This is a genomic window from Paraburkholderia ginsengiterrae (genome assembly GCF_001645125.1).
In the GTDB taxonomy this organism is placed as follows: domain Bacteria; phylum Pseudomonadota; class Gammaproteobacteria; order Burkholderiales; family Burkholderiaceae; genus Paraburkholderia; species Paraburkholderia ginsengiterrae.
Window position 1 is genome coordinate 84209 of record NZ_LXKA01000349.1, and the last position, 24876, is coordinate 109084.

Annotated in this window: 23 protein-coding genes; 13 read left to right on the forward strand and 10 right to left on the reverse strand. The window is 64.9% G+C overall.

Going from position 1 to position 24876, the window contains the following annotated elements:
• Nucleotides 1-24 precede the first annotated feature (24 nt).
• From A6V37_RS30415 to A6V37_RS30430, 4 genes are read left to right on the forward strand one after another with little or no spacing between them, the layout of a single operon-like run.
• The gene (locus A6V37_RS30415; RefSeq protein WP_064269709.1) at nt 25-426 is read left to right on the forward strand and encodes a DUF3613 domain-containing protein; all 402 of its coding nucleotides are present in this window, start codon (nt 25-27) and stop codon (nt 424-426) included.
• 1 nt (nt 427) lies between these two features.
• Nucleotides 428-2194, forward strand: coding sequence for a TadG family pilus assembly protein (locus A6V37_RS30420; RefSeq protein WP_082904882.1), 1767 nt, complete (start codon nt 428-430; stop codon nt 2192-2194).
• A gap of 14 nt (nt 2195-2208) precedes the next feature.
• Nucleotides 2209-3600, forward strand: coding sequence for a sigma 54-interacting transcriptional regulator (locus tag A6V37_RS30425; RefSeq protein WP_064286658.1), 1392 nt, complete (start codon nt 2209-2211; stop codon nt 3598-3600).
• Between the two features lie 47 nt (nt 3601-3647).
• Nucleotides 3648-4364: a DUF2968 domain-containing protein gene (locus A6V37_RS30430; RefSeq protein WP_064286659.1), complete on the forward strand. Its 717-nt coding sequence runs from the start codon at nt 3648-3650 to the stop codon at nt 4362-4364.
• A 263-nt stretch (nt 4365-4627) separates the two neighbouring features.
• Here A6V37_RS30430 and A6V37_RS30435 read toward each other — a convergent pair whose 3' ends face one another.
• Complete coding sequence (locus A6V37_RS30435) at nt 4628-4816, reverse strand: hypothetical protein (RefSeq protein WP_064269713.1); 189 nt, start codon at nt 4814-4816, stop codon at nt 4628-4630.
• A 342-nt stretch (nt 4817-5158) separates the two neighbouring features.
• On the opposite strand from A6V37_RS30435, the gene A6V37_RS30440 reads away from it, so the two are divergent.
• Nucleotides 5159-5386: a hypothetical protein gene (locus tag A6V37_RS30440; RefSeq protein WP_064269714.1), complete on the forward strand. Its 228-nt coding sequence runs from the start codon at nt 5159-5161 to the stop codon at nt 5384-5386.
• A gap of 20 nt (nt 5387-5406) precedes the next feature.
• On the opposite strand, the gene hfq is transcribed toward A6V37_RS30440, so the two are convergent.
• Complete coding sequence (hfq, locus tag A6V37_RS30445; RefSeq protein WP_064286660.1) at nt 5407-5871, reverse strand: RNA chaperone Hfq; 465 nt, start codon at nt 5869-5871, stop codon at nt 5407-5409.
• A gap of 351 nt (nt 5872-6222) precedes the next feature.
• Here hfq and A6V37_RS41575 point away from each other — a divergent pair, with 351 nt between their 5' ends.
• The 6 genes from A6V37_RS41575 (at nt 6223) to A6V37_RS30470 (ending at nt 10615) form a co-directional block, all read left to right on the forward strand.
• The gene (locus A6V37_RS41575) at nt 6223-6366 is read left to right on the forward strand and encodes a hypothetical protein (RefSeq protein WP_167361451.1); all 144 of its coding nucleotides are present in this window, start codon (nt 6223-6225) and stop codon (nt 6364-6366) included.
• Between the two features lie 14 nt (nt 6367-6380).
• Nucleotides 6381-6917: a sigma-70 family RNA polymerase sigma factor gene (locus tag A6V37_RS30450; protein ID WP_064269716.1), complete on the forward strand. Its 537-nt coding sequence runs from the start codon at nt 6381-6383 to the stop codon at nt 6915-6917.
• Nucleotides 6917-7759, forward strand: coding sequence for an anti-sigma factor (locus A6V37_RS30455; RefSeq protein ID WP_064269717.1), 843 nt, complete (start codon nt 6917-6919; stop codon nt 7757-7759). Before A6V37_RS30450 ends, A6V37_RS30455 begins: the two co-directional genes overlap by 1 nt.
• Before the next feature lie 222 nt (nt 7760-7981).
• Nucleotides 7982-8491: a hypothetical protein gene (locus A6V37_RS30460; protein ID WP_064286661.1), complete on the forward strand. Its 510-nt coding sequence runs from the start codon at nt 7982-7984 to the stop codon at nt 8489-8491.
• Between the two features lie 39 nt (nt 8492-8530).
• Nucleotides 8531-10144: an FAD-binding oxidoreductase gene (locus A6V37_RS30465; protein ID WP_064269719.1), complete on the forward strand. Its 1614-nt coding sequence runs from the start codon at nt 8531-8533 to the stop codon at nt 10142-10144.
• Between the two features lie 48 nt (nt 10145-10192).
• The gene (locus tag A6V37_RS30470; protein WP_064269720.1) at nt 10193-10615 is read left to right on the forward strand and encodes a hypothetical protein; all 423 of its coding nucleotides are present in this window, start codon (nt 10193-10195) and stop codon (nt 10613-10615) included.
• Here A6V37_RS30470 and A6V37_RS30475 read toward each other — a convergent pair.
• From A6V37_RS30475 to A6V37_RS30510, 8 genes are all read right to left on the reverse strand, one after another.
• The gene (locus A6V37_RS30475) at nt 10612-11574 is read right to left on the reverse strand and encodes a DUF1571 domain-containing protein (protein ID WP_064269721.1); all 963 of its coding nucleotides are present in this window, start codon (nt 11572-11574) and stop codon (nt 10612-10614) included. The two genes, A6V37_RS30470 and A6V37_RS30475, sit on opposite strands and share 4 nt — an antisense overlap.
• 42 nt (nt 11575-11616) lie before the next feature.
• On the reverse strand, nt 11617-13386 hold the full coding sequence (locus A6V37_RS30480; protein WP_064286662.1) for an AMP-binding protein: 1770 nt from the start codon (nt 13384-13386) through the stop codon (nt 11617-11619).
• 160 nt (nt 13387-13546) lie between these two features.
• Complete coding sequence (locus A6V37_RS30485) at nt 13547-14848, reverse strand: acetyl-CoA C-acetyltransferase (RefSeq protein WP_064269723.1); 1302 nt, start codon at nt 14846-14848, stop codon at nt 13547-13549.
• Between the two features lie 33 nt (nt 14849-14881).
• The gene (locus A6V37_RS30490) at nt 14882-15802 is read right to left on the reverse strand and encodes a MaoC/PaaZ C-terminal domain-containing protein (protein ID WP_064286663.1); all 921 of its coding nucleotides are present in this window, start codon (nt 15800-15802) and stop codon (nt 14882-14884) included.
• Between the two features lie 2 nt (nt 15803-15804).
• A complete protein-coding gene (locus A6V37_RS30495; RefSeq protein WP_064269725.1) occupies nt 15805-17265 on the reverse strand; it encodes a 3-oxoacyl-ACP reductase in 1461 nt (486 codons plus the stop codon).
• 158 nt (nt 17266-17423) lie between these two features.
• Entirely contained in the window at nt 17424-19922 is a 2499-nt protein-coding gene (locus tag A6V37_RS30500) for an acyl-CoA dehydrogenase (protein WP_064269726.1), read from the reverse strand.
• A gap of 216 nt (nt 19923-20138) precedes the next feature.
• The gene (locus A6V37_RS30505) at nt 20139-20999 is read right to left on the reverse strand and encodes a TetR/AcrR family transcriptional regulator (protein ID WP_064269727.1); all 861 of its coding nucleotides are present in this window, start codon (nt 20997-20999) and stop codon (nt 20139-20141) included.
• A 365-nt stretch (nt 21000-21364) separates the two neighbouring features.
• Nucleotides 21365-22579 carry an MFS transporter gene (locus A6V37_RS30510; protein WP_064286664.1) on the reverse strand — a complete coding sequence of 405 codons (1215 nt, stop codon included), beginning with the start codon at nt 22577-22579 and terminating at the stop codon, nt 21365-21367.
• A gap of 417 nt (nt 22580-22996) precedes the next feature.
• On the opposite strand from A6V37_RS30510, the gene A6V37_RS30515 reads away from it, so the two are divergent.
• Complete coding sequence (locus A6V37_RS30515; protein WP_064286665.1) at nt 22997-24286, forward strand: NAD(P)/FAD-dependent oxidoreductase; 1290 nt, start codon at nt 22997-22999, stop codon at nt 24284-24286.
• A gap of 15 nt (nt 24287-24301) precedes the next feature.
• On the forward strand, nt 24302-24859 hold the full coding sequence (locus A6V37_RS30520) for a helix-turn-helix domain-containing protein (RefSeq protein ID WP_064269730.1): 558 nt from the start codon (nt 24302-24304) through the stop codon (nt 24857-24859).
• Nucleotides 24860-24876 lie beyond the last annotated feature (17 nt).

Consider the following 24876-nt stretch of genomic DNA (forward strand, 5'->3'; position numbering starts at 1 on the left):
CTATCAGGCAATGACGGAGCAAGAATGACAAATAAAACGACCACGCGGGGTTGGGGAGCGTCGATGCTGTACTTCGGCGCGGCGGCGACAGTGACGGCCGGTGCGCTGCTGGGACCGTGCGCGCCCGCTGTCGCGCAGACGAGCGAAGCCGCGCCCGCGGCCCAGAACACCCAGCCCGAGGTGCGGGCAAGCGAAGTGGGGCACGCGACCCGGAGCTGGCTCGACCTGCAAAGCAGCAACACGCAAGCCGCGCCGGCGGTGCCGATGCTCGGCGCCGAAGCTGGACTGGCCTACCGCCGCTACATGGAATCGTTCAAGAGCAAGATTCCCGATCTGTATGGTTCCGCATTGAACACCGGCAACGGCGGCTACGGTGGCGCGATGCCCGCCACGGGCGGTATCGGCGGCAGCGGCGGTTCGAACTGACATGCGCAAACAGCCATCCGGCCCGGCTCTCGCCGCTCGCGACGCACGCCCATTGCGGGTGCGGCCCGTTCCCGGCGCGCCGCGTCAGCATGGCGCCGTCGCTGTACCGGCGGCGATCTGGCTGAGCATCGCGATCGCGGCGCTCGGGGCAATCGACGTCGGCAATGTGTATTTCGCGCGGCGGCAGTTGCAGCGCACGGCCGACCTCGCCGCGATGGCGGGCGTGCAGGTGATCGGCTCCTCGGGCGGTTGCGCGAGCGCCACCACGGCGGCGCAGCAGAATGCGTCGGCCAACGGTTTTACGGCCGGCGCCAACACGACCATCAGCACCACGTGCGGCCGCTGGGATACGAGCACCAGCACTTACTTCGGCACGAGCGGCAATCCGCTGAATGCGGTGCAGGTTCAGACCACCCAGATGGTGCCGTATTTCTTTCTTGGGCCGACCCGCAACATCACCGCAACGGCCACCGCGTTCGCGTCCAACATCGACGCGTTCTCGCTCGGCACCGGCATCGCGACGATCAACACGCAGCAATCGGCGCTGCTGAACGCGATTCTCGGCGGCTTGCTGGGCACCAGCGTGTCGTTGAGCGTGGGCGACACGCAGAGCCTCGCGACCGCGCACATCAAGCTCGAAGATCTGATGGTGGCGCTGGGCGCGTCGACGATGCAGGGTTTGCTCGGCACCACGGTGAGTTTTCAGTCGTTGATGCTCGCCATGGTCAGCGCGTTGCAGGCAGGCGGCGACACGATCAACGCGGCGATCCTGCAGAAGGTGGCCGTGGCGATTCCGGGCGGTCAGAACGTCACCGTGGGCGATGGCGGTCCGTCCGCGCCCGGGCTGCTTGCGCTCGGGCTCGCCAATCCGAACGCCGCGACGACCGCCACGATCAACGCCTTCGACGCGCTGCTGGTCGCCGCGCAGATCGCGCAGCGCAGTCCGGATGGAACCCAGGGCAACGCGCCGGTGATTAATGTTTCGGCCGGGCTGGCGGGAGTGGCCGGCATTTCGCTGCAGATTATTCATCCGCCGGTGCTGGCGGTGGGCGAGGGCGGCACGTTGCCTGGCGGGACATATCGCACAACGGCGCGTACGGCGGCGATCAACGCGACAGTGACGCTGCTGCCGGCGCTGCCAACGTTGTACCTCGGCGTTGCGACGATTTCGGCGCTCAGCACACCAATCGTGCTGAACCTGAACGTCGCAGCGGGCAAGGCCGACCTGACCTCGGTCGACTGCGAAAGCACCAAGGCCGCCACCAACGCCACGATTAAAGTAACGCCCAGCATTGCAGGGTTTTGCGTTGGCACGGATACGAATTGCGACGGGCCCATCACAGTGGCGAACATTTCGGTGCCGTTATTCGGCAATGTCGCGAGCGTTCAATTGAATAAGCTCGGGCCATATTTGCTGACGCCCGGCGCGACCCCGATCGTCTTCAACGGTTCTTCGGGCAGCTTCGACGCGACGCAGAGCGCCAACTCCAACGCCGTCGGCACCGATGCCGCTGCCTTGACCACGCCGTTGCTGGCCGCATTGCCTACTGCGCTGCAGATTTCGGTTTTTGGCAGCTACGATCTGTCCGCGCTCCTGACACCGATTCTTAGCCTCGTGACGATCACGTTGACACCGATCCTTCAAGCCGTATTTAGCCTGCTCGACACCATCCTCGTCCCAACCCTTTCCCTGTTGGGCGTACAAGTCGGCACCGCCACCGTCCACAACATGTCGCTGACATGCGGCGTCTCGCAACTGGTCAACTAGCTAACCAAGACAAGATGAGAACCACCACCAAAATCGAGGAACTCGATATCTACGTCTGGGAGGGCAAGGCCGACATCGTCGACCGGGTCGCGCGCTGCATGGCGAGCTTCGACGTCGAAGTTATCCGTGCCGACGACATCGCGATCTCGCCCGAGCGGACCGCGCTCAGACCGTCGCTCGCGATCATCAGCGTCTCGGTGATCGACAGCGGCGCGCTGATCCTGCGCGACTGGCAGGCGGCGCACGGCATCCCGGTCGTGTGGGTCGGCGCCGCGCCGCGCGAACACGATCCGGCCACTTATCCGTCCGAGTACTCGCACATCCTGCCGCTCGACTTTACCTGCGCCGAACTGCGCGGCATGGTCACCAAGCTCGTGCTGCAAATGCGCGCGCACAGCGCCAAGACGCACGAGTCCGACGCGATGATCGCCAACTCGGAGTGCATGCAGGCGCTACTGCACGAGGTCGACACCTTCGCCGACTGCGACACGAGCGTGCTCGTGCACGGCGAGACCGGCGTCGGCAAGGAGCGCATCGCGCAACTGCTGCACGAAAAACACAGCCGCTACGGGCAAGGCCCGTTTGTCGCGGTGAACTGCGGCGCGATTCCGGACGGGCTGTTCGAGTCGCTGTTCTTCGGCCACTCGAAAGGCTCGTTCACCGGCGCGGTGGTCGCGCACAAGGGCTACTTCGAGCAGGCCGACGGCGGCACGCTGTTCCTCGACGAAATCGGCGATCTGCCGCTCTACCAGCAGGTCAAGCTGCTGCGTGTGCTCGAAGACAGCGCGGTCACGCGGATCGGCTCGGCCACGCCGGTGAAACTCGAGTTCCGGCTGGTGGCGGCGACCAACAAGCATCTGCCGCAACTGGTGAAGGAGGGTACCTTCCGCGCCGACCTGTATTACCGGCTCGCGGTGATCGAGCTGAAGATCCCTTCGCTGGAAGAGCGCGGCGCGGTCGACAAGATTGCGATCTTCAAGGCGTTCATTGCGCAGGTGGTCGGCGCCGAGAAGCTCGCCGCGTTGGCCGATCTGCCGTACTGGCTCGCCGACGCCGTCGCCGACACGTATTTTCCCGGCAACGTGCGCGAGTTGCGCAACCTGGCCGAGCGCATCGGCGTGACGGTGCGGCAGATCGGCGCCTGGGATGCGGCGCGCCTGCAGCGGCTCCTCGCGCTCGCGCGCACCAGCCAGCCGGTGCCGGTCGAGAGCGTGGCCGAAGTGCTGGTGGACCGCAGCAAATGGGACATGGCCGAGCGCAATCGGGTGCTCGCCGCACTTGACGCAAACGGTTGGCGCCGCCAGGATACGGCGCTCCATCTGGGCATCAGCCGCAAGGTGTTGTGGGAGAAGATGCGCAAGTACCAAATTTTCGACGAAGAACCCGAAACGCGCGAATCTGAGTAATAATGGGACGGCTGTACTAAAACAAAAACTGTTCAAGCAGGATTTACATGGACCGAAAGTCGAAACTACGACAGATAGTGCTGGCAGCAGTTATCGCGATGGGGGTGGCGCAAGGCGTGAATGCTCAGGCTCTGCCGGACAATGGCGCGAGCGCTGGCGTTCTTTCACAACCAGGCACGACCACGGCGTTGCCGGCTACTTCGCAGGCGGGGCAGGCGCAAACCAATGCGCTGACGCCGGACGAGGCGAAGCAGTCCGCCGCGGGGAATGTTGCGGAATTGCAGCAGATGATCCATGGCTCGGATCTGAGCGAATTGCGCACGACATACAACGGTACTTACGGCGCGAGCTTGCTGTTTTACGGCAAGGAAATGACGTACTACGTGGCGTTGTTCCAGCAGAAAAATTTCTGGCGCGTGATCAAAACGCAGGACGCGACGCGCGCCGACATGATTTACAAGGATTTCGTGCGTCAGACGCTGCAGCTCTCCGACGTCGAGATTCGCCGCACGCAGCTCGAGGCGCAGAAGGCGTTCACGGAGCGGATGGTCGCGTTGTCGCAGGACCGCGCCAACCGCCTGCAGGCCGACCTCGACGTCGCGCGCCAGCAGCAGAACATCGTGGCGAGCCAGCAGCAGCAGTCCCGCGCCGAAGCAACGGCGCTGGCTCAGCAGAAGGCTGTTGCGCAAGACCAGTTGCGTGCCGCGCAGCGTCAGGTGCGCGAACTGCAGCGTCAGCTGGAAAGCGGCTTGCCCACACACTGAGCCACACGTTGAGCGCGTGGGTCTGAAGAGCGCCAGGTGGACAGGGCGGGGGGCATGGCATTGCGCCATTGGCCCCCTCTGAGTTCGCCTCCGGCTTAGTGCTTTACACGGCACTTTGTCCCGTAACGATCATTCCTGATCTGCCACTTGGCAGACGCAGCCAAATACATCCAGATTCTTCCAGACGCACCGCGCGGGCCACCAGGCCACAGCGTGGGCTGCCTCCATTTTTTCTTACGCTGCCGTAAGAAAAAACCTCCGTTCTAACTGCGCTTTTTACCTTCAGAAGACGACTGCTTCGCCGGCGAGTGATGCGGGTCGGTCGTGTCGACGGCGATCGGATCGCTGGCCGGAAAACTTTCGTCAAGCGCCTCGTCGAGGCGGCTTTCCGCGGATTCGGCGGACCCCTGCGTTTGCGTCGGGTGAGGGGTGGATTGCTTCTTGCTGGTCATGACGTACTCCGTTGGAAGAGAGTCGGCAATTCAGCATAGCGCAAAGTCGACACCACCGAATGACGGACGGATGGACCGCGGCCACGCGCCGTAAGCATTTGCTTCAAAACCGCGAGTTCCAACAGATCGGGCGCGAAGAATGCGTGCTGGCTAACCAGACTTAACAATCTTCAATCCATCGCGCATCGATTCGTTTTCCGTGTGTCACCGCAACACGGTGTGCGACAAAAATAACAGACGTCGGCCGCGTGGGCCGTCCCAAGACGCCGCGCGCAGTGGACCGGCAGCGACCCGCTCGGGGAGAGCGCAAGTAGAAACCGCGATCACAAGGCAGCGAACAACATGAACGGAAACAAACTCGCGTGCGCGCAGCGTTTCAACGCTTCGCACGTCGTAGAAGCAGAGCTGTTACACCTGGATTGGGCAACGAAGCAACCGGCGCAGCGCATGCTGGACGCCGGCTATTGGCGGCGCCGCCTGCTGGCGGTCAAATGCGGATTCGAGCTGACGGACTTGCAGGTAAGGCGTCTGGAAAAGATCTTGCAGCGGCTCGGCCATCCAGCGGAGTAGCCGAGCGCCGCGGCGGCGGCTTACTCGTTGCCGCCATGGTTGCCGTGATTGCCGCCGTCGCCACCCGTGCCGAACAGACGCCGGCGACGCGTGACGACTACCGGGCCGTCCGACGTGCCGCTGCTACGATCGGGCGCAGGACGGTCCGATGACGGCGCGCCATACGACTCACGCGGTTCACGGGGCTCACGATGCTCGCGCGGTTCACGCGAACCGTGCGGACCACGCGTGGTGTGCTCGCCGTGCGAGGGGCGCCCCGCGCGCGGCGCCGGACGCGTGCCGGTGTCGAGCTGGATCGTCGAGATCGCGCGCTTGCAGATGCCTTGCAGGCCGACAGGCGTGCGCAGCATCACCAGGTACTGATCGAACGACTCGATGCACCCGGTCAGGCGAATGCCGTTGACAAGGTAAATCTCAACGCGCTTTCGTTCTTTGCGCGCAGCGTTCATGAAGTCGTTTTGCGGATGCGATTCTGCGGAAGCCATGGACAATTCAGGTTAGAAAAACGGTTGTTCGCCGCGATTCTACCCTGTGTGGGGGCAGAACGCGCCAACGGGCGAACTGCGTCCACTATAACGGCTTGCGGGCACATAAGCACCAGATAACTATTGGATGTAACGTTGAGTTACGAATCTGCGGACGAATGCCGTATTCTTCCGCCACGCTCAGGTCTTCCCGGTGCCGATGGCGGAAAAAGATAGCGCGCCGCCGCGCCTTTGGCGGAATAAAGCGCCGCCGGTCCGCGTTATTTCAGGCATGGCGACGCTGCATGGTGCGCGTCGCCGACCGCCTTTCCGGCCGCGCGAAGCGTCCGGGTGCTCCTCAGGAGATTCGACATGAAGGTATCGCGCATTCTTTCCGCCGTTTTCGTCATGCTGGCGCTCGCGCTGGGCTCGCTCGCCACCAGCGGGTGCACCTCCACGACCGACAGCGGCGCCTCCAGCTCCAGCGGCGGAAGCGGCAGCGGCGGCGGCTACTGAGCGCAGCACGCCGGGTGAGTTTCGAAGCGGAAGTGATTTCGTGGCTCCCGCAGTTGCGCCGCTATGCGCGCGCACTGACGGGTGACCGCGCGTGGGCCGACGACCTCGTGCAGGATACGGCGGAGCGGGCGCTCGCGCGCTGGGCCGCGTTCCGGCCGAACAGCAACCTGCGCGCATGGCTTCTTACGATCCTGCGGCATCTGTACATCGACCAGCTGCGCGGCCGCCGCGAGATCGCCGTCGACGACGAGAGCGCGCCGTGGCGCAATCTCGAAGCGCCGCAGGGGGAGGTCGACGGTCTGGTGCTGCGCGATCTGCAGCGCGCGCTGTATTGTCTGCCGGTCGAACAGCGTGAAGTGCTGTTGCTGGTTTGCGTGGAGGAACTGACCTATCAGGAAGCGTCGAGCGCCCTCGGGGTGCCGATCGGCACGGTGATGTCGAGGCTGTCGCGCGCGCGCGAACACTTGCGCGCACTGCTGACTGAAGGACCGGTTCAGGGGCAAGGGGCGGCGCGTAAAGCGCCACCGTTGAAAGTAGTGAGAAATCCGTGATGAATAACGACGACCACGATTCCAGCCTGCCCGACGGGCTCGATCTGCGAGCGCTGTCGGCGTTTGTCGACGGCGAATTGCCGGGCGCGGAGCGCGCCGCGATCGAGGAGCGCCTCGGAGAGGACCCGCAGGCCGCCGCGCGTGTGGCGTCGTGGCGCGCGCAGAAAGCCGCGTTGCGCGCGCTGTGCGGCGCGCCGCAGCGCAGCGAGCATAACGGGCGCAATGCGCTCGACGATGCCGCCGAACCCGCCTTCATCGTGGTGCGCCGGTTTGCGCCGTGGTGGCAGCGGGCCGGCCTTGCGGCGTGCTGGCTGGCGGCCGGCGCGGGGCTCGTGCTCGCGTTGGGGCCGCTCGCGCCGCGCCTGACCGGCGGCGCCTGGGACGGTCTGACGAACCGGCCGCCGAGCTTCGCCCAGCGCGCGGATATTGCCTACGCGGTCTACACGCCTGAGCGGCGGCATCCGGTGGAGGTCGCGGCAAGCGAAGAAGAGCATCTGATCACCTGGCTCTCCAAACGGCTCAACCGGCCGCTGTCCGTGCCGTCGTTGCAGGAATACGGTTATTCGCTGGTGGGCGGGCGGCTCCTGCCCGGCGAGGCGGGGCCGGCGGCGCAGTTCATGTACGAGAACAGCGGCGGCGCGCGGCTCACGCTCTACGTGAGCGGCACGGCGCGCGACGAAACCGCGTTCCGGCTGCTGCGCGACGGCAACCGGAGCACCTTCTACTGGGTCAGCGACGGCATGGGGTATGCGTTGTCCGGGCCGATCGCCGAAGGCAAGCTGCGCTCGATCGCCATCGAAGTATGCAGCGCGCTCGGCGGCAAGCCGGAGACGTGGCAGTAGTGCGCCGGCTCTGCAACAGCCGGTAACAGAAACGCCTCGTGCCGCCGCCGTCCAGGCGGAATAGCGTTGCGCGGCGGCGCGTTTACTGTGTGCTGGATCACGCCGTCCCCACGCGTTCGCGCGCTCACGGCAGGGTGTCGAGCAAGGCAAACCGACGATGTCTTCACGGTGCCGACACGCTTCTTGCGAGTCGCTACGCCGGCGCGTCGAGGCAGCACAATCATGCGCAACTTTCATCATTTCGGCACCGGGCTGTGTGGCGGCGTGGCCTGTGCGTGCCTGTGCGCCGCTTGCGCGGCGCCGGTCGAGGCGCCGCCGGTCGCCGCGCAAGCGGACCTGAGCGCGCCGGGCCCCGGCGAGCCGACCTGCCGGCTGGTGGCGGGGCAGGCGGAAATCGACGGCGTCACGCAGCAGATCACCGGCCGCGCCTGTCTGCAGCCGGACGGCAGCTGGCAGATCGCCGAGGACGATACCGCCGCGCAATATCTGGCGTATGGGCCTGTCTACTACTACGATCCATGGTATTGGGGGCCGCCGGTGGTGTTCGGCGGCGGCGTGTCGATCGTCTTCATCGACCGGTTTCATCATCACCATCACATGGATCATGTGCATTTCGTGCATGGATCGTCTGGCATGGGCGGGCACGGCGGCTGGCACGGCGGGTCGTCCATGCACATGTGGGGCGGCTCGAGTGGCATGCTGCACGGCGGTGGTGGAGGCATGCATCGCTAACACGCTGCCGCCCGCACGCGCGGTGGCGAGGGAGGTGTCGTGAGCCGCAGCCTGCCGCCGAACCTGTCCGCCGCGCAGTTCGACCTCGCGCTCGCCAGCTGGCGCTCCATTGTTGGCGAGCCGCAAGTGGTGACCTCGGCGGCCGGGCTCGCCACCTATCTCGATCCGTTCGCGCCCGGCGAGCGCGCAGCGTTTTCGGCGAGCGCCACGCTGCTGCCCGGTTCCGTCGACGAAATTCGCGCGGTGCTGCGCGTTGCCAATCAATATCGCATTCCTCTCTGGACCGTCTCGACCGGCCGCAACTTCGCGTACGGCGGCGCCGCGCCGCGGCTGCCGGGATCGGTCGTGCTCGATCTGCACAGGATGAACCGCATCATCGAGGTCAACGAGACGCTCGCGTATGCGCTGGTCGAGCCGGGCGTGACTTACTTCGATCTGCACGCGTATCTGCGCGAGCACGGCCACAAGCTGTGGGTCGATCCGCCCGCGGCCGGTTGGGGCAGCGTGGTCGGCAATACGCTCGAGCGCGGCTTCGGCTATACCGCGTACGGCGATCATGCGGCGAAGCAGTGCGGCATGGAGGTGGTGCTCGCCAACGGCGATGTGCTGCGCACGGGCATGGGCGGCATCGAAATCGGCACCGCGTGGCAGCTCTATCAGCCCGGTTACGGACCTTCGTTCGATGCGATGTTCATGCAGTCGAACTACGGCATCGTCACGAAACTGGGGGTCTGGCTGATGCCCGCGCCGCCCGCGTATCTGCTTGGCGAAATCCAGTTTCAGCACGAGGCGGATCTCGAAGCGATCGTGGAGATCTTGCGGCCGTTGCGGCTCGATGAAACGATCCGCAACCACGTGGTGATCGAAGGCGGCTTGCGCCGCGCCGCCGGTTTGTCGACGCGGGCGCAATGGTACGAGGGCCCCGGCGCGATGCCCGAGCGCGCGGTGGCGGCGATGCTCGAGAAGCTGGATGTCGGCCGCTGGAATCTGCATTTCGCGCTATACGGCACGCCCGAACTGATCGACGCGCGCCTGGCGATCGTGCAGCGCGCGTTCGCGCGCGTGCCTCAGGCGCGGTTCTTTGCGAAGCGATACGCGGGCAATGCGATGGGCGATGCAGCGGGCAATGCAGCGAGCGATGCGCAACCCACCGCGGGCGGCGATCGCAACCTCGCCGGCATTCCGGCGATGAGCGCGTTTCGCATGCTCGACTGGCGCGGGGGCGCAGGCGCGCATGTGGACTTTGCCCCGGTGTGTCCGGCGACCGGGCGCGACGCGCTGCGCCAGTACACGATGGTCAAGACGCGCGCCGCGGAATACGGCTTCGACTACTACGGTGGCTTTACGGCGGGTGAGCGCCATCTGCACCACATTTTCGCGGCGATCTTCGACCGCGGCGACGCGAATCAGGTCGAGCAGGCCGGCCAGCTGCTGCGCTCGCTGATGAGCGACGCGCGCGCGGCGGGTTACGGCGAATATCGCGCGCATCTCGCGTATATGGACTTTGCCGCGGCCCAGTACAGCTTCAACGACGGCGCCTTGCTGCGGCTGTCGGAAACGATCAAGGACGCGCTGGACCCGAACGGCATTCTGGCGCCCGGCAAGCAGGGCATCTGGCCGGCGGCATGGCGCGACCGGCGAGGCTACACCTGAGCGCGTGCGGCGCGCGCGACAGGGCGACAGTAGCATTAGGAGAGAGCCATGGACCGGCGAACTTTCATGACAACCGCCGTATGCGTGCCAGGCGCGGCCGCCTGCGCGTGGCCGTGGCTTGAAGGCTTTTCGCTCAGTCGCCCTGCGGTGGCGGTGATCGACTCCACGCTCGCTAAGGGCGCGGCGTTCGCCGGCTATGCCGCGCAATGGCGATGGACTGTTCTCGAAGCCGGCGACGACATCGGAGCGCTCTGGTACATGGCGCTTGCACCGCTGCTTCGCGCCACGCCCGGGGCGGCAACCATGCCGGCGGCCCTGATAGGCCTTACGCGGGCCTCCGATTACTTCGTTCTCGAACAGCTCGCCACGGGTGCGGGACACCGGGTCGAACACTGCCTTGTGCAAAGTGCGGCTTCCGGCTCGCAACTCGCGCATGTCGCCTTTGCATTCGGACCGCGCGCGTTGGGTTAGAACTTGTAGGCCTTGTTTTGCGGATCGAAGGTCGAGTCGTCGAATGCTTTCGGCGTGATGTTTTCGAAGACGATCTTCTCGAAGATCCTGCCGTCGTTGCCGTAGGACTCGACAGTGCGGAAATAGGGATGCCGCAGATCGAGGCCGAGTGTTTCCTTCTTCGCGTAGAACTGCGGCTGACCGGTCGGCGACTCGAACGTGAAGGCCACCACGCGCACGCCGTCCACCGTCCTGACATCCACCTGGGTCGAACGCGGCACACCGGCTTCGATATATTTCTTACCCTCCGCGAGGTATTGGTTCGCAATGTATTCGGTGCCGAGATCGCGTACCTGATGGTTCGATTGCGCGCGGGCGAGGGCGCCGTTCAGCGAAGTCCACAGCGGCATGACATTCATGATGCCGCCCAGGTGCCCATACATTTCGTCGGTGCGCTTCGACTCGTCGTAGATGATTTCCTGGCCGGCGTGCGCGCCGTCGGGCAGCCACTTCGCGTAGATGCGCAGCGGCTCGTGCGCGAGGCGCACCAGCATGTGATCGGGCTTGTCGGGCCACTGGCCGTGAATGCGTTCCGAGCGCGCCATGGTGAACTCGTACGACGGGTAGCCGTTCGGCCCTTCCTTGATATAGCGCGGCAACGCGAGCGGATCGAGCGACTGGAACAGCGCGACCAGTTGCTCGTCGTCGAGCTTTTCCAGCGCGCCGCTCTGTTGCGCGGCGCGCAGCCATTTGACCTGCTGATCCAGCGTGAGCTTGCCGGCCTGCTTGGCCGGCGTGGCAGGCGGCTTGACGGCGCTGGCGGTGTCGAGCGCGGGCGGCGTGTCGTCGTTTTGCGCGAAGGCCGCGGGCGCGGTGATGGCCGCAAAAGCCACCAACGCCCCCGACGCCGCGAGCAGGGCGGCGCTCAGGAATCTGCTCGATGGCGTGCGGCGCGAGCGTGCGGACATGCGGTACGTCATGAATCTCTCCGTAAGACGACGCGAAGCGAAGCGCCTTGTCTGTCAGGCAGGCTTTTGCTTCGCGAGTTCCTCGTCGCGCAGCGCGCGGCGCAGGATCTTGCCGACGTTGGTTTGCGGCAGCTCGTCGCGGAACTCCACGAGCTTCGGCACCTTGTAGCCCGTGAGATTCTTGCGGCAATGCGCGATCACCTGTTCCGCGGTGAGCGCTGGATTGCGCTTGACGATGAACACCTTCACTTTCTCGCCCTGCGCCGCGTCGGGCACGCCGATTGCCGCGACTTCCCGCACGTCGGGATGGGCCGCGATCACGTCTTCGATTTCATTCGGATAGACGTTGAAGCCCGACACCAGGATCATGTCCTTTTTCCGGTCGATCAGACGGATAAAGCCGGCCGAGTCCATTACGCCGATGTCGCCGGTGGCGAGCCAGCCGTCCTCGTCGATCACCTTGGCGGTTTCTTCCGGACGGTTCCAGTAGCCCTTCATCACCTGCGGGCCCTTCACACACAATTCGCCCGCTTCGCCGATGTTGGCCCAGCTGCCATCGTCTTTCCTGAAGCGCACCTGGGTGAAGGGCGCGGGCAGGCCGATCGAGCCCTCGAAGTCGCGCATGTTGCTCAGGTCGACCGGATTCATCGATACGATCGGCGAGCATTCAGTCAGCCCGTAGCCTTCGATGATCGGTTTGCCGGTGACCGCCTTGAAGCGCTCGGCGACCGCTTTCTGCGTGGCCATGCCGCCCGCCATGGCGAGCTTCAGGTTCGAGAAGTCGCGTTTGCAGAACTCTTCGTTTTCGAGGAACGCGTTGTAGAGCGTATTCACCGCGGTCATGCCGGTGAATTTCTCGTGACGGATGATCATCATCACGCGCTTCATGTCGCGCGGATTGGCGATCAGGATATTGCGTCCGCCCAGCCCCATGAAGATCATCGCGTTCACGGTCAGCGAGTAGATGTGATAGAGCGGCAGCGGCGTGAGCACCGTTTCGATGTCGCCGCTCAACTGCCCTTCGGACCACGCCTTGGCCTGCAGCAGATTGGCGATGATGTTCTTGTGCGTGAGCATCGCGCCCTTGGCGACGCCGGTCGTGCCGCCGGTGTACTGCAGGAACGCGATGTCGTGGTGGGTGAGGCGCACAGGCGTGAGCGGCCGCGTGTAGCCGGTCGCGAGCGCCTTGAGAAGCGGCACCGCCTGCGGCAGGTTGTACGCGGGCACCATCTTCTTCACGTGCCGCAGCATGAAATTGAGCAGGCGTCCTTTCGGATTCAAGCCGTCGGCGAGCAGGTCGCCCAGCCCCGTCACGATGATGTTGCGGATCTTGGTGCCAGGTAGCGCATCCTCTACAGTTTTCGCGAAGTTCTCGAAAACGATGATGGTTTGCGCGCCGCTGTCCTTCAACTGATGCGCGAGTTCGCGCACGGTGTAGAGCGGATTCACATTGACCACCACGCCGCCGGCCTTCAGCACACCGAACAGCGACACCGGATACTGGAACGTGTTCGGCAGCATGATCGCCACGCGCTCACCCGGCTTCACGCCGATGCTTTGCAGATACGCGGCAAATGCCGTGGCTTTGCGGCCCAGTTCGCCGTAGGTCAGGTTCGCGCCCACGCTCACATATGCGACGCGCTCGCGGAACTTCTCGATGCATTCGTCGAAGAACTGCACGACCGATTCGTATTGCGCAACGTCGATTTCACGCGGCACGTCCGCCGGATACGACGCGTACCAGATGCCGTCGGTGTTGGGCGCGCGATTCGGCGCCGCGGCTACTGCGCCGGGCGGGAGCGGGTCGTGGTTGGGCTGGGTCATCGGTCGTCTCCTGAAGCCGTGGCTTCCTCTGTTAGTGTGCCGGATTTGCGGCCAGTCATTGAATCAATCGACGCGGCGGGTTGGACCGCGTGCAGCGTGCAGCATGTAGCGTGTGAAGCAAAAGCATACGGCGAATCCAGCGCCGCAACGTTGGACGTGGTCAACGCTCCAGAATCGCGACGACCCCTTGGCCACCCGCCGCGCAGATCGAGACCAGCCCGCGCGCCGTGCCGGCCGGTTTGTCGAGTTGCGCGAGCATTTTTGCGAGACTGGCGACGATGCGACCGCCGGTCGCCGCGAACGGATGACCGGTCGCGAGCGAGCTGCCGTTCACGTTCAATTTTGCCCGATCGATCGTGCCGAGCGGGCCCGGCAGTCCGAGTTGCGTGCGGCAATACTCGTCATCCTGCCACGCCGCGAGCGTGCATAACACCTGGGCGGCGAACGCTTCGTGGATTTCGTACAGATCGAAGTCCTGCAGCGTGAGGCCGGCGCGCGCCAGCATGCGCGGCACGGCGTAGGCGGGCGCCATCAGCAGGCCTTCCTTCTTGTCGAAAAAGTCGACGGCGGCGGTCTCGGACCAGCTCAGATACGCAAGCACCGGCAGCCCGTGCTTCGCCGCCCAGTCTTCGCTTGCAAGCAGCACGGCGGAGGCGCCGTCGGTGAGCGGCGTCGAATTGCCTGCGGTCAGCGTGCCGGCGTCGCGGTCGAACACCGGTTTCAGCGTGGAGAGCTTTTCGAGCGTCAGGTCGGCGCGCAGGTTGTTGTCGCGCGCGAGGCCGCGGTACGGCGTCATCAGGTCGTTGACGAAGCCGCGCGCGTACGCCTGGGTGAGCTTGCGGTGGCTGTCGAAGGCGAGCACGTCCTGCGCCTCGCGCGAAATGTTCCAGCGCTTGGCCATCAGTTCGCAATGCTCGCCCATGGAGAGGCCAGTGCGCGGCTCGCCGTTGCGCGGCAGCAGCGGCTTGAAAAACATGCCGGGGCGCAGCTTGGCCAGCGCCCCGACGCGCTGGCCCGTGCTCTTGCCGCGGTTCGCTTCGAGCAGGATCTTGCGCATCTTCTCGTTGACGCCGATGGGCGCATCGGAGGTCGTATCGACGCCGCCCGCGATGCCCACCTCGATCTGCCCGAGGGCGATCTTGTTGGCCACGAGGATCGCCGCTTCGAGCCCGGTGCCGCAAGCCTGCTGTACGTCATACGCGGGTGTCTCTTTCGCGAGCGTGGTGGACAGCACGGCTTCGCGCGTCAGATTGAAGTCGCGCGAATGCTTGATGACCGCGCCGGCCGCGACTTCACCCAGACGTTCGCCGTGCAGGTTGTAGCGGTCGATCAGGCCTTGCAGCGTGAAGGTCAGCATGTCCTGGTTCGACGCGCTTGCGTAGGCGGTGTTCGAGCGGGCAAACGGAATGCGGTTGCCCCCCAGGATGGCGACGCGGCGTACGGCTGGCTGCGGGTTGGACATGCATGGCTCCTTTGGGTCGATCTCTGGTTCTGGTTATTGCAGCCGCCACTGCATGCGGCCGCGCAAATGCGGTTTCTGCCCGGCAAGATCGCGCACTTCGATGTCGCGTTCGATCAGCGAAGGCGACGCGCTCCATAGTGAGACCTCGCCCGGCAGGTGCATGGGCAGCTTGAACTCGGCGCACAGCGTGGCTTCGGCCAGCGGTTTCGGCGGTTGCAGCGCGGCGGCGGCGCGCGCCAGCGCCCGCATGCCGTGCGCAATCGCGCGTGGAAAGCCGAACGCCTTCGCGGAGAGCGCGCTCAGATGAATCGGGTTGTAGTCGCCGGAGACGTTCGCGTAGTCGCGGCCGAGTTGCGACGGCAGTTGCCAGCGCGCGGTGCGTTGCAGTTCGAGCGGTCCTAGTTCGAGCGGATCGAGCGCGCTGCCGCCGGCGGCCACGCCGCGCTTCAGATAGACGCTGTCGCCATCCCATACCGCTTCGCCGCGCCGGTACATGCGCGTATGCAGTACGAACGCCTGGCCTTTGTCGTGACGCAGCAGCGCGCCGAATTCCACCTCCACGCGCAGCATGTCCTTGTAGGTGAGCGGGCGGCGCAGGCGCACGTGGTTAGCCAGATGCACGAGCCCGAGCGCCGGCCACGGGAAGGCCGGATCGGTCAGCATCAGCAGATGCAGGGGAAAGGCGAGCAGGTGCGGATACGTGAGCGGCACGCCGTGCTCCGGGATGAAGCCGCAGACGCGCGCATAGCGCCACACCGGCCCCGGGTCGATGGCGACGGCGGGGCGTACCAGACGCAGCGGCGGCAGATGCGTCTCGCGGCCGCGCTTGATGATGCCCGACAGCGCGCGCGCATAGAGCTTGGCGGGCGCAGGCAAGGTGTCGATGACGACGGTCTTCGGCCGCGCCGCGCTCGCAACCTGCATGCCGCCGAACGGATCACCCGGTTCGCGCATGGTCACGCTCCAATCAGGCTTTGTCCGCACACGCGCACGATCTGGCCGCTCACGCCGGCCGATCCCGGATGCGCGAGCCACGCGATGGTCTGCGCGACGTCGACCGGCTGGCCGCCCTGGCTCATCGAGTTCATGCGGCGGCCGGCTTCGCGGATCGCGAGGGGAATCTTCGCGGTCATCTGCGTTTCGATAAAGCCCGGCGCGACGGCGTTGATCGTGATGCCGCGTGCGCGCAAATGCGGTGCCATGCTTTGCACCCGGCCGATCACCCCGGCCTTCGAGGTGGCGTAATTGGTCTGGCCGAGATTGCCCGCGATGCCGCTGATCGACGACACGCCGATAATGCGGCCGCCGTCGCGCAGAATGCCGCCGGCGAGCAACGCGTCGTCGATGCGCTCCTGCGCTGACAGATTGATGTCGATGACGCTTTGCCACGCGGCCTCGGTCATCTTCGCGATGGTCTTGTCTTTCGTGATGCCGGCGTTGTGCACGACGATATCTACGCCCTGTTCGTCAAGCGCGGCGGCGATCTGCGCGGGGGCTTCCGGCGCGGCGATGTCGAACGCGAGCGCGGTGCCGTCGAGCTGGCGCATGGTGGCGTCGAGCGCGTCGCGCGCAGAGGGAATATCGATGCCGATCACGTGCGCGCCTTCGGCGGCCAGCACGCTCGCAATCGACCCGCCGATGCCGCGTGCGGCGCCCGTCACGACCGCGCGCAAGCCGGCCAGCGGTTGCGCCCAGTCGAACGTGGAGGACGCTTTGCTGCCCGTTTTGCCGCCCGTTTCGCCATCCATTTCGCCGCCGGTTTCATCGCCGACCTGTGCGGCGATATGCACGACCTGACCCGACACGTAAGCCGAACGCGGCGACAGGAAAAAGCGCAGTGTCGCTTCCATACCACTCTCGGCGCCTGGCTCGACATACACGAGATTCGCGGTGATACCGCGCCGCGCTTCCTTGCCGAGCGAACGCGTGAAGCCTTCGAGCGCGCGTTGCGCGGTCCACTGACGCGGATTCACGCAGGTCTGCGGCGGCCGTCCCAGCACGACGATGCGTCCGCACTTGCCGAGCGAGCGCAGCGTGTCGTGGAAGAATGCGTGCAGCGGTTCGAGCTGGCTGCTGTCTTCGATGCCGCTTGCGTCGAACAGCAGGGCTGCGAGCTTGCTCGACGAGCCGGAGTCGGCCGCCTCGAAACGGCCTGTCATGAGGCCGTGGCGATTCGCGAGCGGTACCCACAGTCCCGCGCTGGCATGCGCCACGCTCGTTACGCCGATGCCGCCGACGAGCGTGGCGAGCGCGTCGAGCAGATGCGGCTCGCGGCCCGCGCCGATCGCCACGATGCCGTCGAACTCCGGCCGGTCCGCGCGATAGCGGCGCAGCACCTCGGGTTTGGGCAGCCCAAGCGAGCGCGCGAGGCGCGCGCCGAAGGGCGAGTTGACGAAGTTCAGGTAAGAGTCGTTCATATTATTCGTTGCTCCGCTGGCTGCGCCCGAAAGAAGTCCCCTTGGGGGGCGCCCTGAGGACGTCCCCAAGGGGACGCCGGACGTGTGTCAGTGTGCACCGGGTTTGGCGCGTGTGGCACGCCTCACCGGGATGTTTTTTCATACGCCCCGCGCTCCGCTCAGGCCGCGAGTTCCAGCGCCTTGTCGAGCGCCGACTTGCGTTTTTGCAAGCTGGCGAGCATGTCGAAATCGGCCGGGAAATCGTCGACCTGCACGACCTGCGCGCCATAGCGAGCGTAGTCGTCGAGCACGCGGCGTTCGTCGGCGTCGATCAGGCCTTTTGCCTGCGCGGTATCCGTCCATGCGGCCAGTTGCGGCAGGCTTTGCGGCATCGGTTCGAGCAGGCCCTGTTTCACCGCATCGCGCAGTCTCTGGTCGATCTGCGTGACGCGCGGGTTCAGCTCGAACACCAGCTCGCCGTAACCTAGCGCATCGACGTCGGGATGCGGCACATAGGAGTCGGACACCAGTCGGTTACGCGCGGCGCCAGGCGTTTGCATCAGCTCGGCAATCTCGCTGCCGAGGCGGTCGGACGGCTTGCGGTAAGGCAGGCCGAACGGGAACGCGAGCACGCGTACGAGACCGGCGGCGAAGCGGTTCGGGTAGTTCGCGAGCACGCCGTCGAGCGCCTGTTGCGCCTGGTACAGCGAATCTTCGACGCCCCAGCGCACGAGCGGCAGATCGTCTTCCTGACGGCCTTCGTCTTCGAAACGCTTCAACGTGGCCGAGATCAGATAGAGGTGGGAGAGCACGTCGCCGAGACGCCCCGAGAGGCGTTCGCGGCGCTTCAGATCGCCGCCGAGCACGAACATGGAGACATCCGCGAGGAGCGCGAACGCAGTGGACAGGCGCGTGGCCGCGCGGTAGTACGCATGCAGCGGCGCGTACGCGGTGCGCGGTTTGGCGATGAACGCGCCACCCGTGATGCCGTCCGCAAAGCTGCGTACCACGTTGGAGAGCGTGAAGCTCAGGTGACCGAAGAATGCCGCGTCGAAATCGCGCAGCGCCTTGGCGCGATCCGTTTCGCGCGTCGCGGCCATTTCCTTCAGCACGTACGGATGGCAACGGATCGCGCCCTGGCCGAAGATGATCAGGCAGCGCGTGAGAATGTTCGCGCCTTCCACGGTGATCGCGATCGGCACCTGCTGATAGGCGCGCGCGAGAAAGTTCGACGGGCCCATGCAGATGCCCTTGCCGGCGGTGACATCCATGCCGTCGTTGACGACCATGCGGGCGCGTTCGGTAATGTGGTACTTCGCGATCGCCGAAATCACCGAGGGCTTTTCGCCGAGATCCACCGCCTGCGCCGACAGGCGGCGCGCGGCATCCATCACATACAGGTTGCCGCCCATGCGGCCGAGCGCTTCCTGCACGCCTTCAAACTTGCCGACGGCGGTGCGGAACTGGCGGCGAATCGCGGCATAGGCACCGGTGCCGCGCACGGCGATCTTCGCCATCCCCACATTCGACGACGGCAGCGAAATCGCCCGGCCCGCCGCGAGACATTCCATCAGCATGCGCCAGCCGTTGCCGACCTGCGCGCGCCCGCCGATCACCCAGTCGAGCGGAATGAACACGTCCTTGCCGGAGTTCGGGCCATTCTGGAACACGGCATTGAGCGGCCAGTGGCGGCGGCCGATATTCACGCCCGGATGGTCGGTCGGAATCAGCGCGCAGGTGATGCCGGGCTCGTCGCTCGCACCGAGCAGGCGGTCGGGATCGAGCGCGCGGAACGCGAGGCCGAGCACGGTCGCGACCGGCCCGAGCGTGATATAGCGCTTGTCCCACGTGACGCGAAAACCCAGCGTCTCGCGGCCTTCGAACATCCCTTTGCAGACAATGCCGACGTCCGGAATTGCCGCCGCGTCGGAACCGGCGTAAGGGCTCGTCAGCGCGAAGCAGGGAATGTCCTCGCCGCGCGCGAGGCGCGGCAGATAGTGGTTCTTCTGCTCCTCGGTGCCGTAGTGCATCAGCAATTCGGCGGGGCCGAGCGAGTTCGGCACCATCACCGTGACGGCAGCCGCCGAGCAGCGCGTGGCCAGCTTCATGATGACCTGCGAGTGCGCGTACGCGGAGAACTGCTTGCCGCCGTACTGCTTCGGAATGATCATGCCGAGAAAACCGCGCTCCTTGATGTACTGCCAGGTTTGCGGCGACAGGTCCTGCCACACCATGGTGGTTTCCCAGTCGTTCGCGAGATCGCACAGTTGCTCGCATTCGACGTCGAGGAAGGCTTGCTCTTCGGCCGTCAGCGTGGCGGGGCCGTAGCCGAGCAGCGTGTCCCAGTGCGGGCGTCCCGAGAACAGTTCGGCATCCCACCAGACCGTGCCGGCTTCGATCGCATCGCGCTCGGTCGGCGACATCTCCGGCAGGATCTTGCGGAACAGGTCGAGCACCGGCTTGGTCAGCCATGCGCGGCGCAGCGGCTTGAGCGTGAGCACGAGGGCAGGGAGGACGAACACGATCGCGAGCAGTGCGGTGGCCACCGGACCCGTCGCGCCGGTCGCATGCGCGGCCGCCACCCAGACGATCATGAAAGCGAGCCACCATGAAGCGCGCGCCCGGCTATAGACGAGCGCGAAAGCGGCAATGACGAGGACCAGGGTGAACCACAGCATGACGTCTCCTCCTGTTTCGATAAGGCGTGCGAACGCATCCACGGGGCACGGACGGCTCGCGTTCTATGTTCGGTTGATCTTCTTGTCGGGTGGCTGAACTGCCGCGCCGCCCAGGTGTGCGATCAGGATGGGCCGCCCGGGTTGGCGGCCTTCATGTTGCGGACGGTTGATGAAGGCGCCGCCCGCAAGGCTTCCTTGTCTTTGTTCGCTTCGTTTCTAAGCCGTGCCGTGCAACGCGTGCTCGACAGGACCCGCCTGCAGGTTGCCGCCATGACGTTCGCCTTCCGACACTGCCGGCGCCGCTCCGTGTTCCCCCGGTGCAGCAACCCCCGTGCCTTGCGCGCTGCCGTCGACGGCACAGTCCGTGCCGCTTTCGGTAGCATCGCCCAGCACCGCGGCGAACGCGGCCAGTTGCGTGCCGTCCGGCAGCGGCGCCTTGAGCGCGGCCACCATCAGCGAGGCGAGGCGGGCGATCAATTGCAGGTCGTTCATCGACTTGCCCTGCGAGAACTCCGAGATCAGGCTGTCCGTATCGGTGCCGGCCAGCACGCCCGAGAGCGCGCCGATCGCGAAGTGCAGGCGCCAGCCGAGTTCCTCGCGCGGCAGATGCGGCAACGCGCGCTGGAACGCGTCGAAAAAGCGCACCGCCACCGACGCATAGTGCACGTTCAGAAAGTCGCGAATGAAGGCCGACGGGTCGGTATAGGCACGGCCCAGCAGCCGCAGAAATGCCTTGCCGCCCACGCGCGGATCGCGCGACAGGCGCAGCGCGGGAATGAACATCGCGCCGAGCACGTGCTCGCAGGTCAGGCGGTCGCCGAGCATCGTGTCGAAGCGGTCGAGCAGCTTGAGCCGCTCCTGGTTGAGCCGGTCGAGGCGGCGCGACAGCATCGAGTGGATCAGTGACTCCTTGCTGCCGAAGTGATAGTTGACCGCCGCGAGGTTGACTTCGGCGCGCGAAGTAATCTGCCGTAGCGACATCGCTTCATAGCCGCAATCGATGAACAGCGTTTCAGCAGCGTCGAGGATGCGGGACTTCGTATCGCCGGCATGCCGGCCTGTTGTGCGAACTGCCATATTGCGTCTCCCAGTTGCCGGTCGCCCGGCTCGCAAACAAGCGATTCAAATGATTATTTGAAACAGCCGTTTTTTTCAGGATAAGAAGGATGATGCGTGCGATCAAGGGGGCGGTGTCGACGAACTCCTCTAGAAGACCCGACGGAGGTCCGCTTTCCGATGCTCGCGGGACGTCAAACCGCGCGGAAATAAAAAAAGGCCGTTCCGATCGAAATCGGAACGGCCTCGTATGGCGTGCTACCTGTGTTTGGCCCTGCGTTTGCTTGATGGCGTGTGCTTCGCGCCGCGGCGGTTCGAGCCGCCTTTGTGCCTATTGTGCCCGATAACGCGCGGGCACAATAGCTGTTTAGTTCGAACGCTTAAAGCTAGGTCGCAACCTCTTTCGCCGTCTGTGTCATGTCGATGCCGCGGCGCTCGCGGCTAAACGGAATCAGTACGGCGATCACCACCGCCACGATGCCGATTACCGCGGCCATCACCAGCGCGTAATTGTTGCCTTGCGCTTCGGCGACCTTCGCCTGCAGCGGGCCGTTCACCGCCGCGATCAGATTGCCGAGCTGATACACGAGGCCGGGGAACGTCGCGCGAATTTCATCGGGCGAGATTTCGTTCAGGTGCACCGGAATCACGCCCCACGCGCCCTGTACCGAGATCTGCATCAGGAAGGCGCCAAGCGCGAGCAGCACCGGCGTGCTCGAGAAGGCCCACAACGGCAGCACCGGCAGCGCGATCAGGGCGGCGATGAAGATCGCGCGCTTGCGGCCGATCTGCTCCGACACCCAGCCGAAGAACAGCCCGCCGCAAATCGCGCCGATGTTCAGCGTGATCGTGATCAGCGACACCGTGTGCGCGTCGAACTGATGTTGCACCCGCAGGAAGGTCGGATAAAGATCCTGTGAACCGTGCGAGAAGAAGTTGAACGCCGTCATCAGAACGATCGCGTACAGCGACAAGCCGATGTTCTGCTTGAGCGTGGCGACAAGACCCAGGCGGGGTTTCTTTTCGAGCGTCTTGAAGGCCGGCGACTCCGGCACATGCGCCCGCACATACAGCACGAGCAGCGCCGGCAGCACGCCGACGAAGAACATGCCGCGCCAGCCGATGTACTGATAGAACAAGCCGAATACCACCGAGGCGAGCAGATAGCCGCTCGGATAGCCGGCCTGCAGCAGACCCGAGACGATGCCGCGCGACTTCGGCGGGATGGTTTCCATGGTCAGTGCGCCGCCCACACCCCATTCGCCGCCCATCGCGATACCGAACAGGAAGCGCAGCACGAGCAGGATGGTCAGACTAGGCGCAAAGCCGGACAGCAATTCGAGCAGGGAGAAGCACGCGATGTTGACCATCAGCGTGGGACGGCGGCCGTATTTGTCGGCGAGCCAGCCGAAAATCAATGCGCCGAGCGGACGCGCCGCCAGGGTGAGCAAGATGCCGAAGGCGACTTCCGGGATATTTGTATTGAACTCCTGCGCGATATCTTTCAACACGAACACCATGAGAAAGAAATCGAATGCGTCGAGTGTCCATCCCAGGTAGGCGGCGATCGTGACGTTTCTCTGTTCCCGTGTCCAGCTCATTGATTGTTCTCCTGAGTCTGCGATTGCCCGCCTTGAACGACGAGCGGCTCCGTAGTCCCGCAAGCCCCGTGGCATGGGCTCCGAGCGAGTGTACGCCGACTGTTAAACGCTTGCATGAATGAACGCACGTTTATCCGTGTTAATCCCTGGAGCGAATTTCATAGGGAATAACAGCGAATTTCGATGTGTTGGCTAAATGTAATTATTGTATTGATGATGTGTGCAATGCCGTTTGTTATTCGTAATTAACCCCGATGCGAATGGCCACTTGAATGCTCAGTAGTCCGGCTGATTGGGAAGGCGGGCGCGATGCCATGGACCGTTCAGGTCCATCTGCGTGCAACTCCCAGCTTGCGGTCATGAAAATTTGATGATAATTTTCATGAAATTACCAGTCGAATTTTTCACGGAACCCTTATGTTCGTCCAGTCCGACCAGCATGTCGCGAGCTATTACGCCGGCACTTATCCGGCGCCGATCCCGTTGCGCCCGGCCCTGAGCAGCCGCGAAGACGCAGACGTGCTGGTGATCGGCGCGGGTTTCAGTGGCTTGCACACTGCATTGCGCCTGAGCCTCGCGGGCAAGCGCGTGGTCATGCTGGAAGCAAGCCGGGTGGCGTGGGCGGCATCGGGGCGAAACGGCGGGCAGGCGCTGCTCGGCTGGTCGTGCGACATGCCTCCGCTGGAGGCGGCGCTTGGCCTCGAGCGAGCGCGCCAGCTATGGGACAGCATGCGCTGGGCGGCGCGGGAGATACGCGAGTTGCCGCAACGCCATGGCTTCGATATCGACTATCGCCCCGGCAGCCTGTGGGCGGCCGTGCTGCCGCGCCGCGTGGCCCTGCTGCAGGAAGCGCAGCGCGAGGCGGTGGAGAAGTGGGGCTACGACCTGATGCGCTTCATCCCGCGCGAGGAGATGCCCCATTGGATCGGCAGCGAGCGCTACCAGGCGGCGCTTTACGATCCCGAAGCGGGCCACCTGAATCCGCTGAAGCTGGCCCAGGGCCTCGCCGCGGCTATCGAGCAGACGGGTGGGCGCATCTTCGAACAGAGCCGCGTGCTCGACTACCGCGAAACGCCCGGCGGGTATGTCGCGCGTACCGACAAGGGCGAGGTGCGGGCGGATGTGCTGGTGCTTGCCTGCAACGCGTATATCGACCGGCTCGACCGCAAGCTGTCGCGTCGCATGCTGCCGGTCGGCACGTATCAGGTGGCCACGTCGCCGCTCACGCCGGATCTGGCCCGTTCGCTGTTGCCGCGCAATAGTTGCGTGATCGACAATCAGTTCGTGCCTGACTACTTCCGCCTCAGTCCGGACAACCGGCTGCTGTTCGGCGGCGGCTGCACGTACGCGGGCGGCATTCCAAAAGACATCGTGGCGGCCACCCGGCCGTATCTGGAGCGCGCGTTTCCTCAACTGCGCGGAGTGAAACTGGAGTTTGCGTGGGGCGGCCATATCGACATCAGCATGAAGCGCACGCCGGATGTCGGCCGGCAGAACGCGCGCTACTGGCTGCAAGGGTTTTCAGGGCATGGTGTGCTGCCTACGCTCGCCGCCGCACGCGCCGTGGCCGACGCCATCCTCGGTGACGACGAATTGCTGAACCTGTACCAGTCCATCGACAATCCGCCTTTTCCTGGCGGCGAGTTGCTGGCCGCGCCGCTGGAGGTGCTGGGGAAGACCTGGTATCGTCTGCGCGACAGGGTGTGAGAAAAGAGGCGAAAAATGAACCAGCAGGAAGAGATGGAAGGTCTTGCGATATTGATTCGCGACCTTCGCAAACACAAGAAAATGACTTTGGGCGCATTGGCGAAGAAGATCGGCCGCTCGGTGGGTTTTCTGTCCCAGGTCGAACGCGGCCTGTCGCGCCCGACAGTGGGCGATCTGACCGCCATCGGCGAAGCGCTGGGTGCGCCGACGACCTATTTCTACAGTCTGAGCAAGCCGCGCGCGCTGCCGTGGGTCACGCGGCCCGATGAACGCCGTACCCTTTACTACGCTGAGGGCATTACGGACGTGCTGGTGTCGCCGAATATGTCGGCGGGCTTTTCCATGCTGGAAAGCCATTTGGCGCCGGGCGCCAGCAGCGGCGACAGGCCGTTGAACGACAGCGACGAGCAGGGCGGCTTCGTGCTCGAAGGTGAGCTGACCATCTGGCTGGGAAGCGAGGACGAGCCGGTCACCCTGGGTCCTAACGACGGTTTCCAGGTGCCGGCGCACGCGCAGTTTCGCTATGCCAACCTTTCAGACGAGCCGACGCGGGTGCTCTGGGTGTTCACCTAGCGTTCGCATGGCACGCG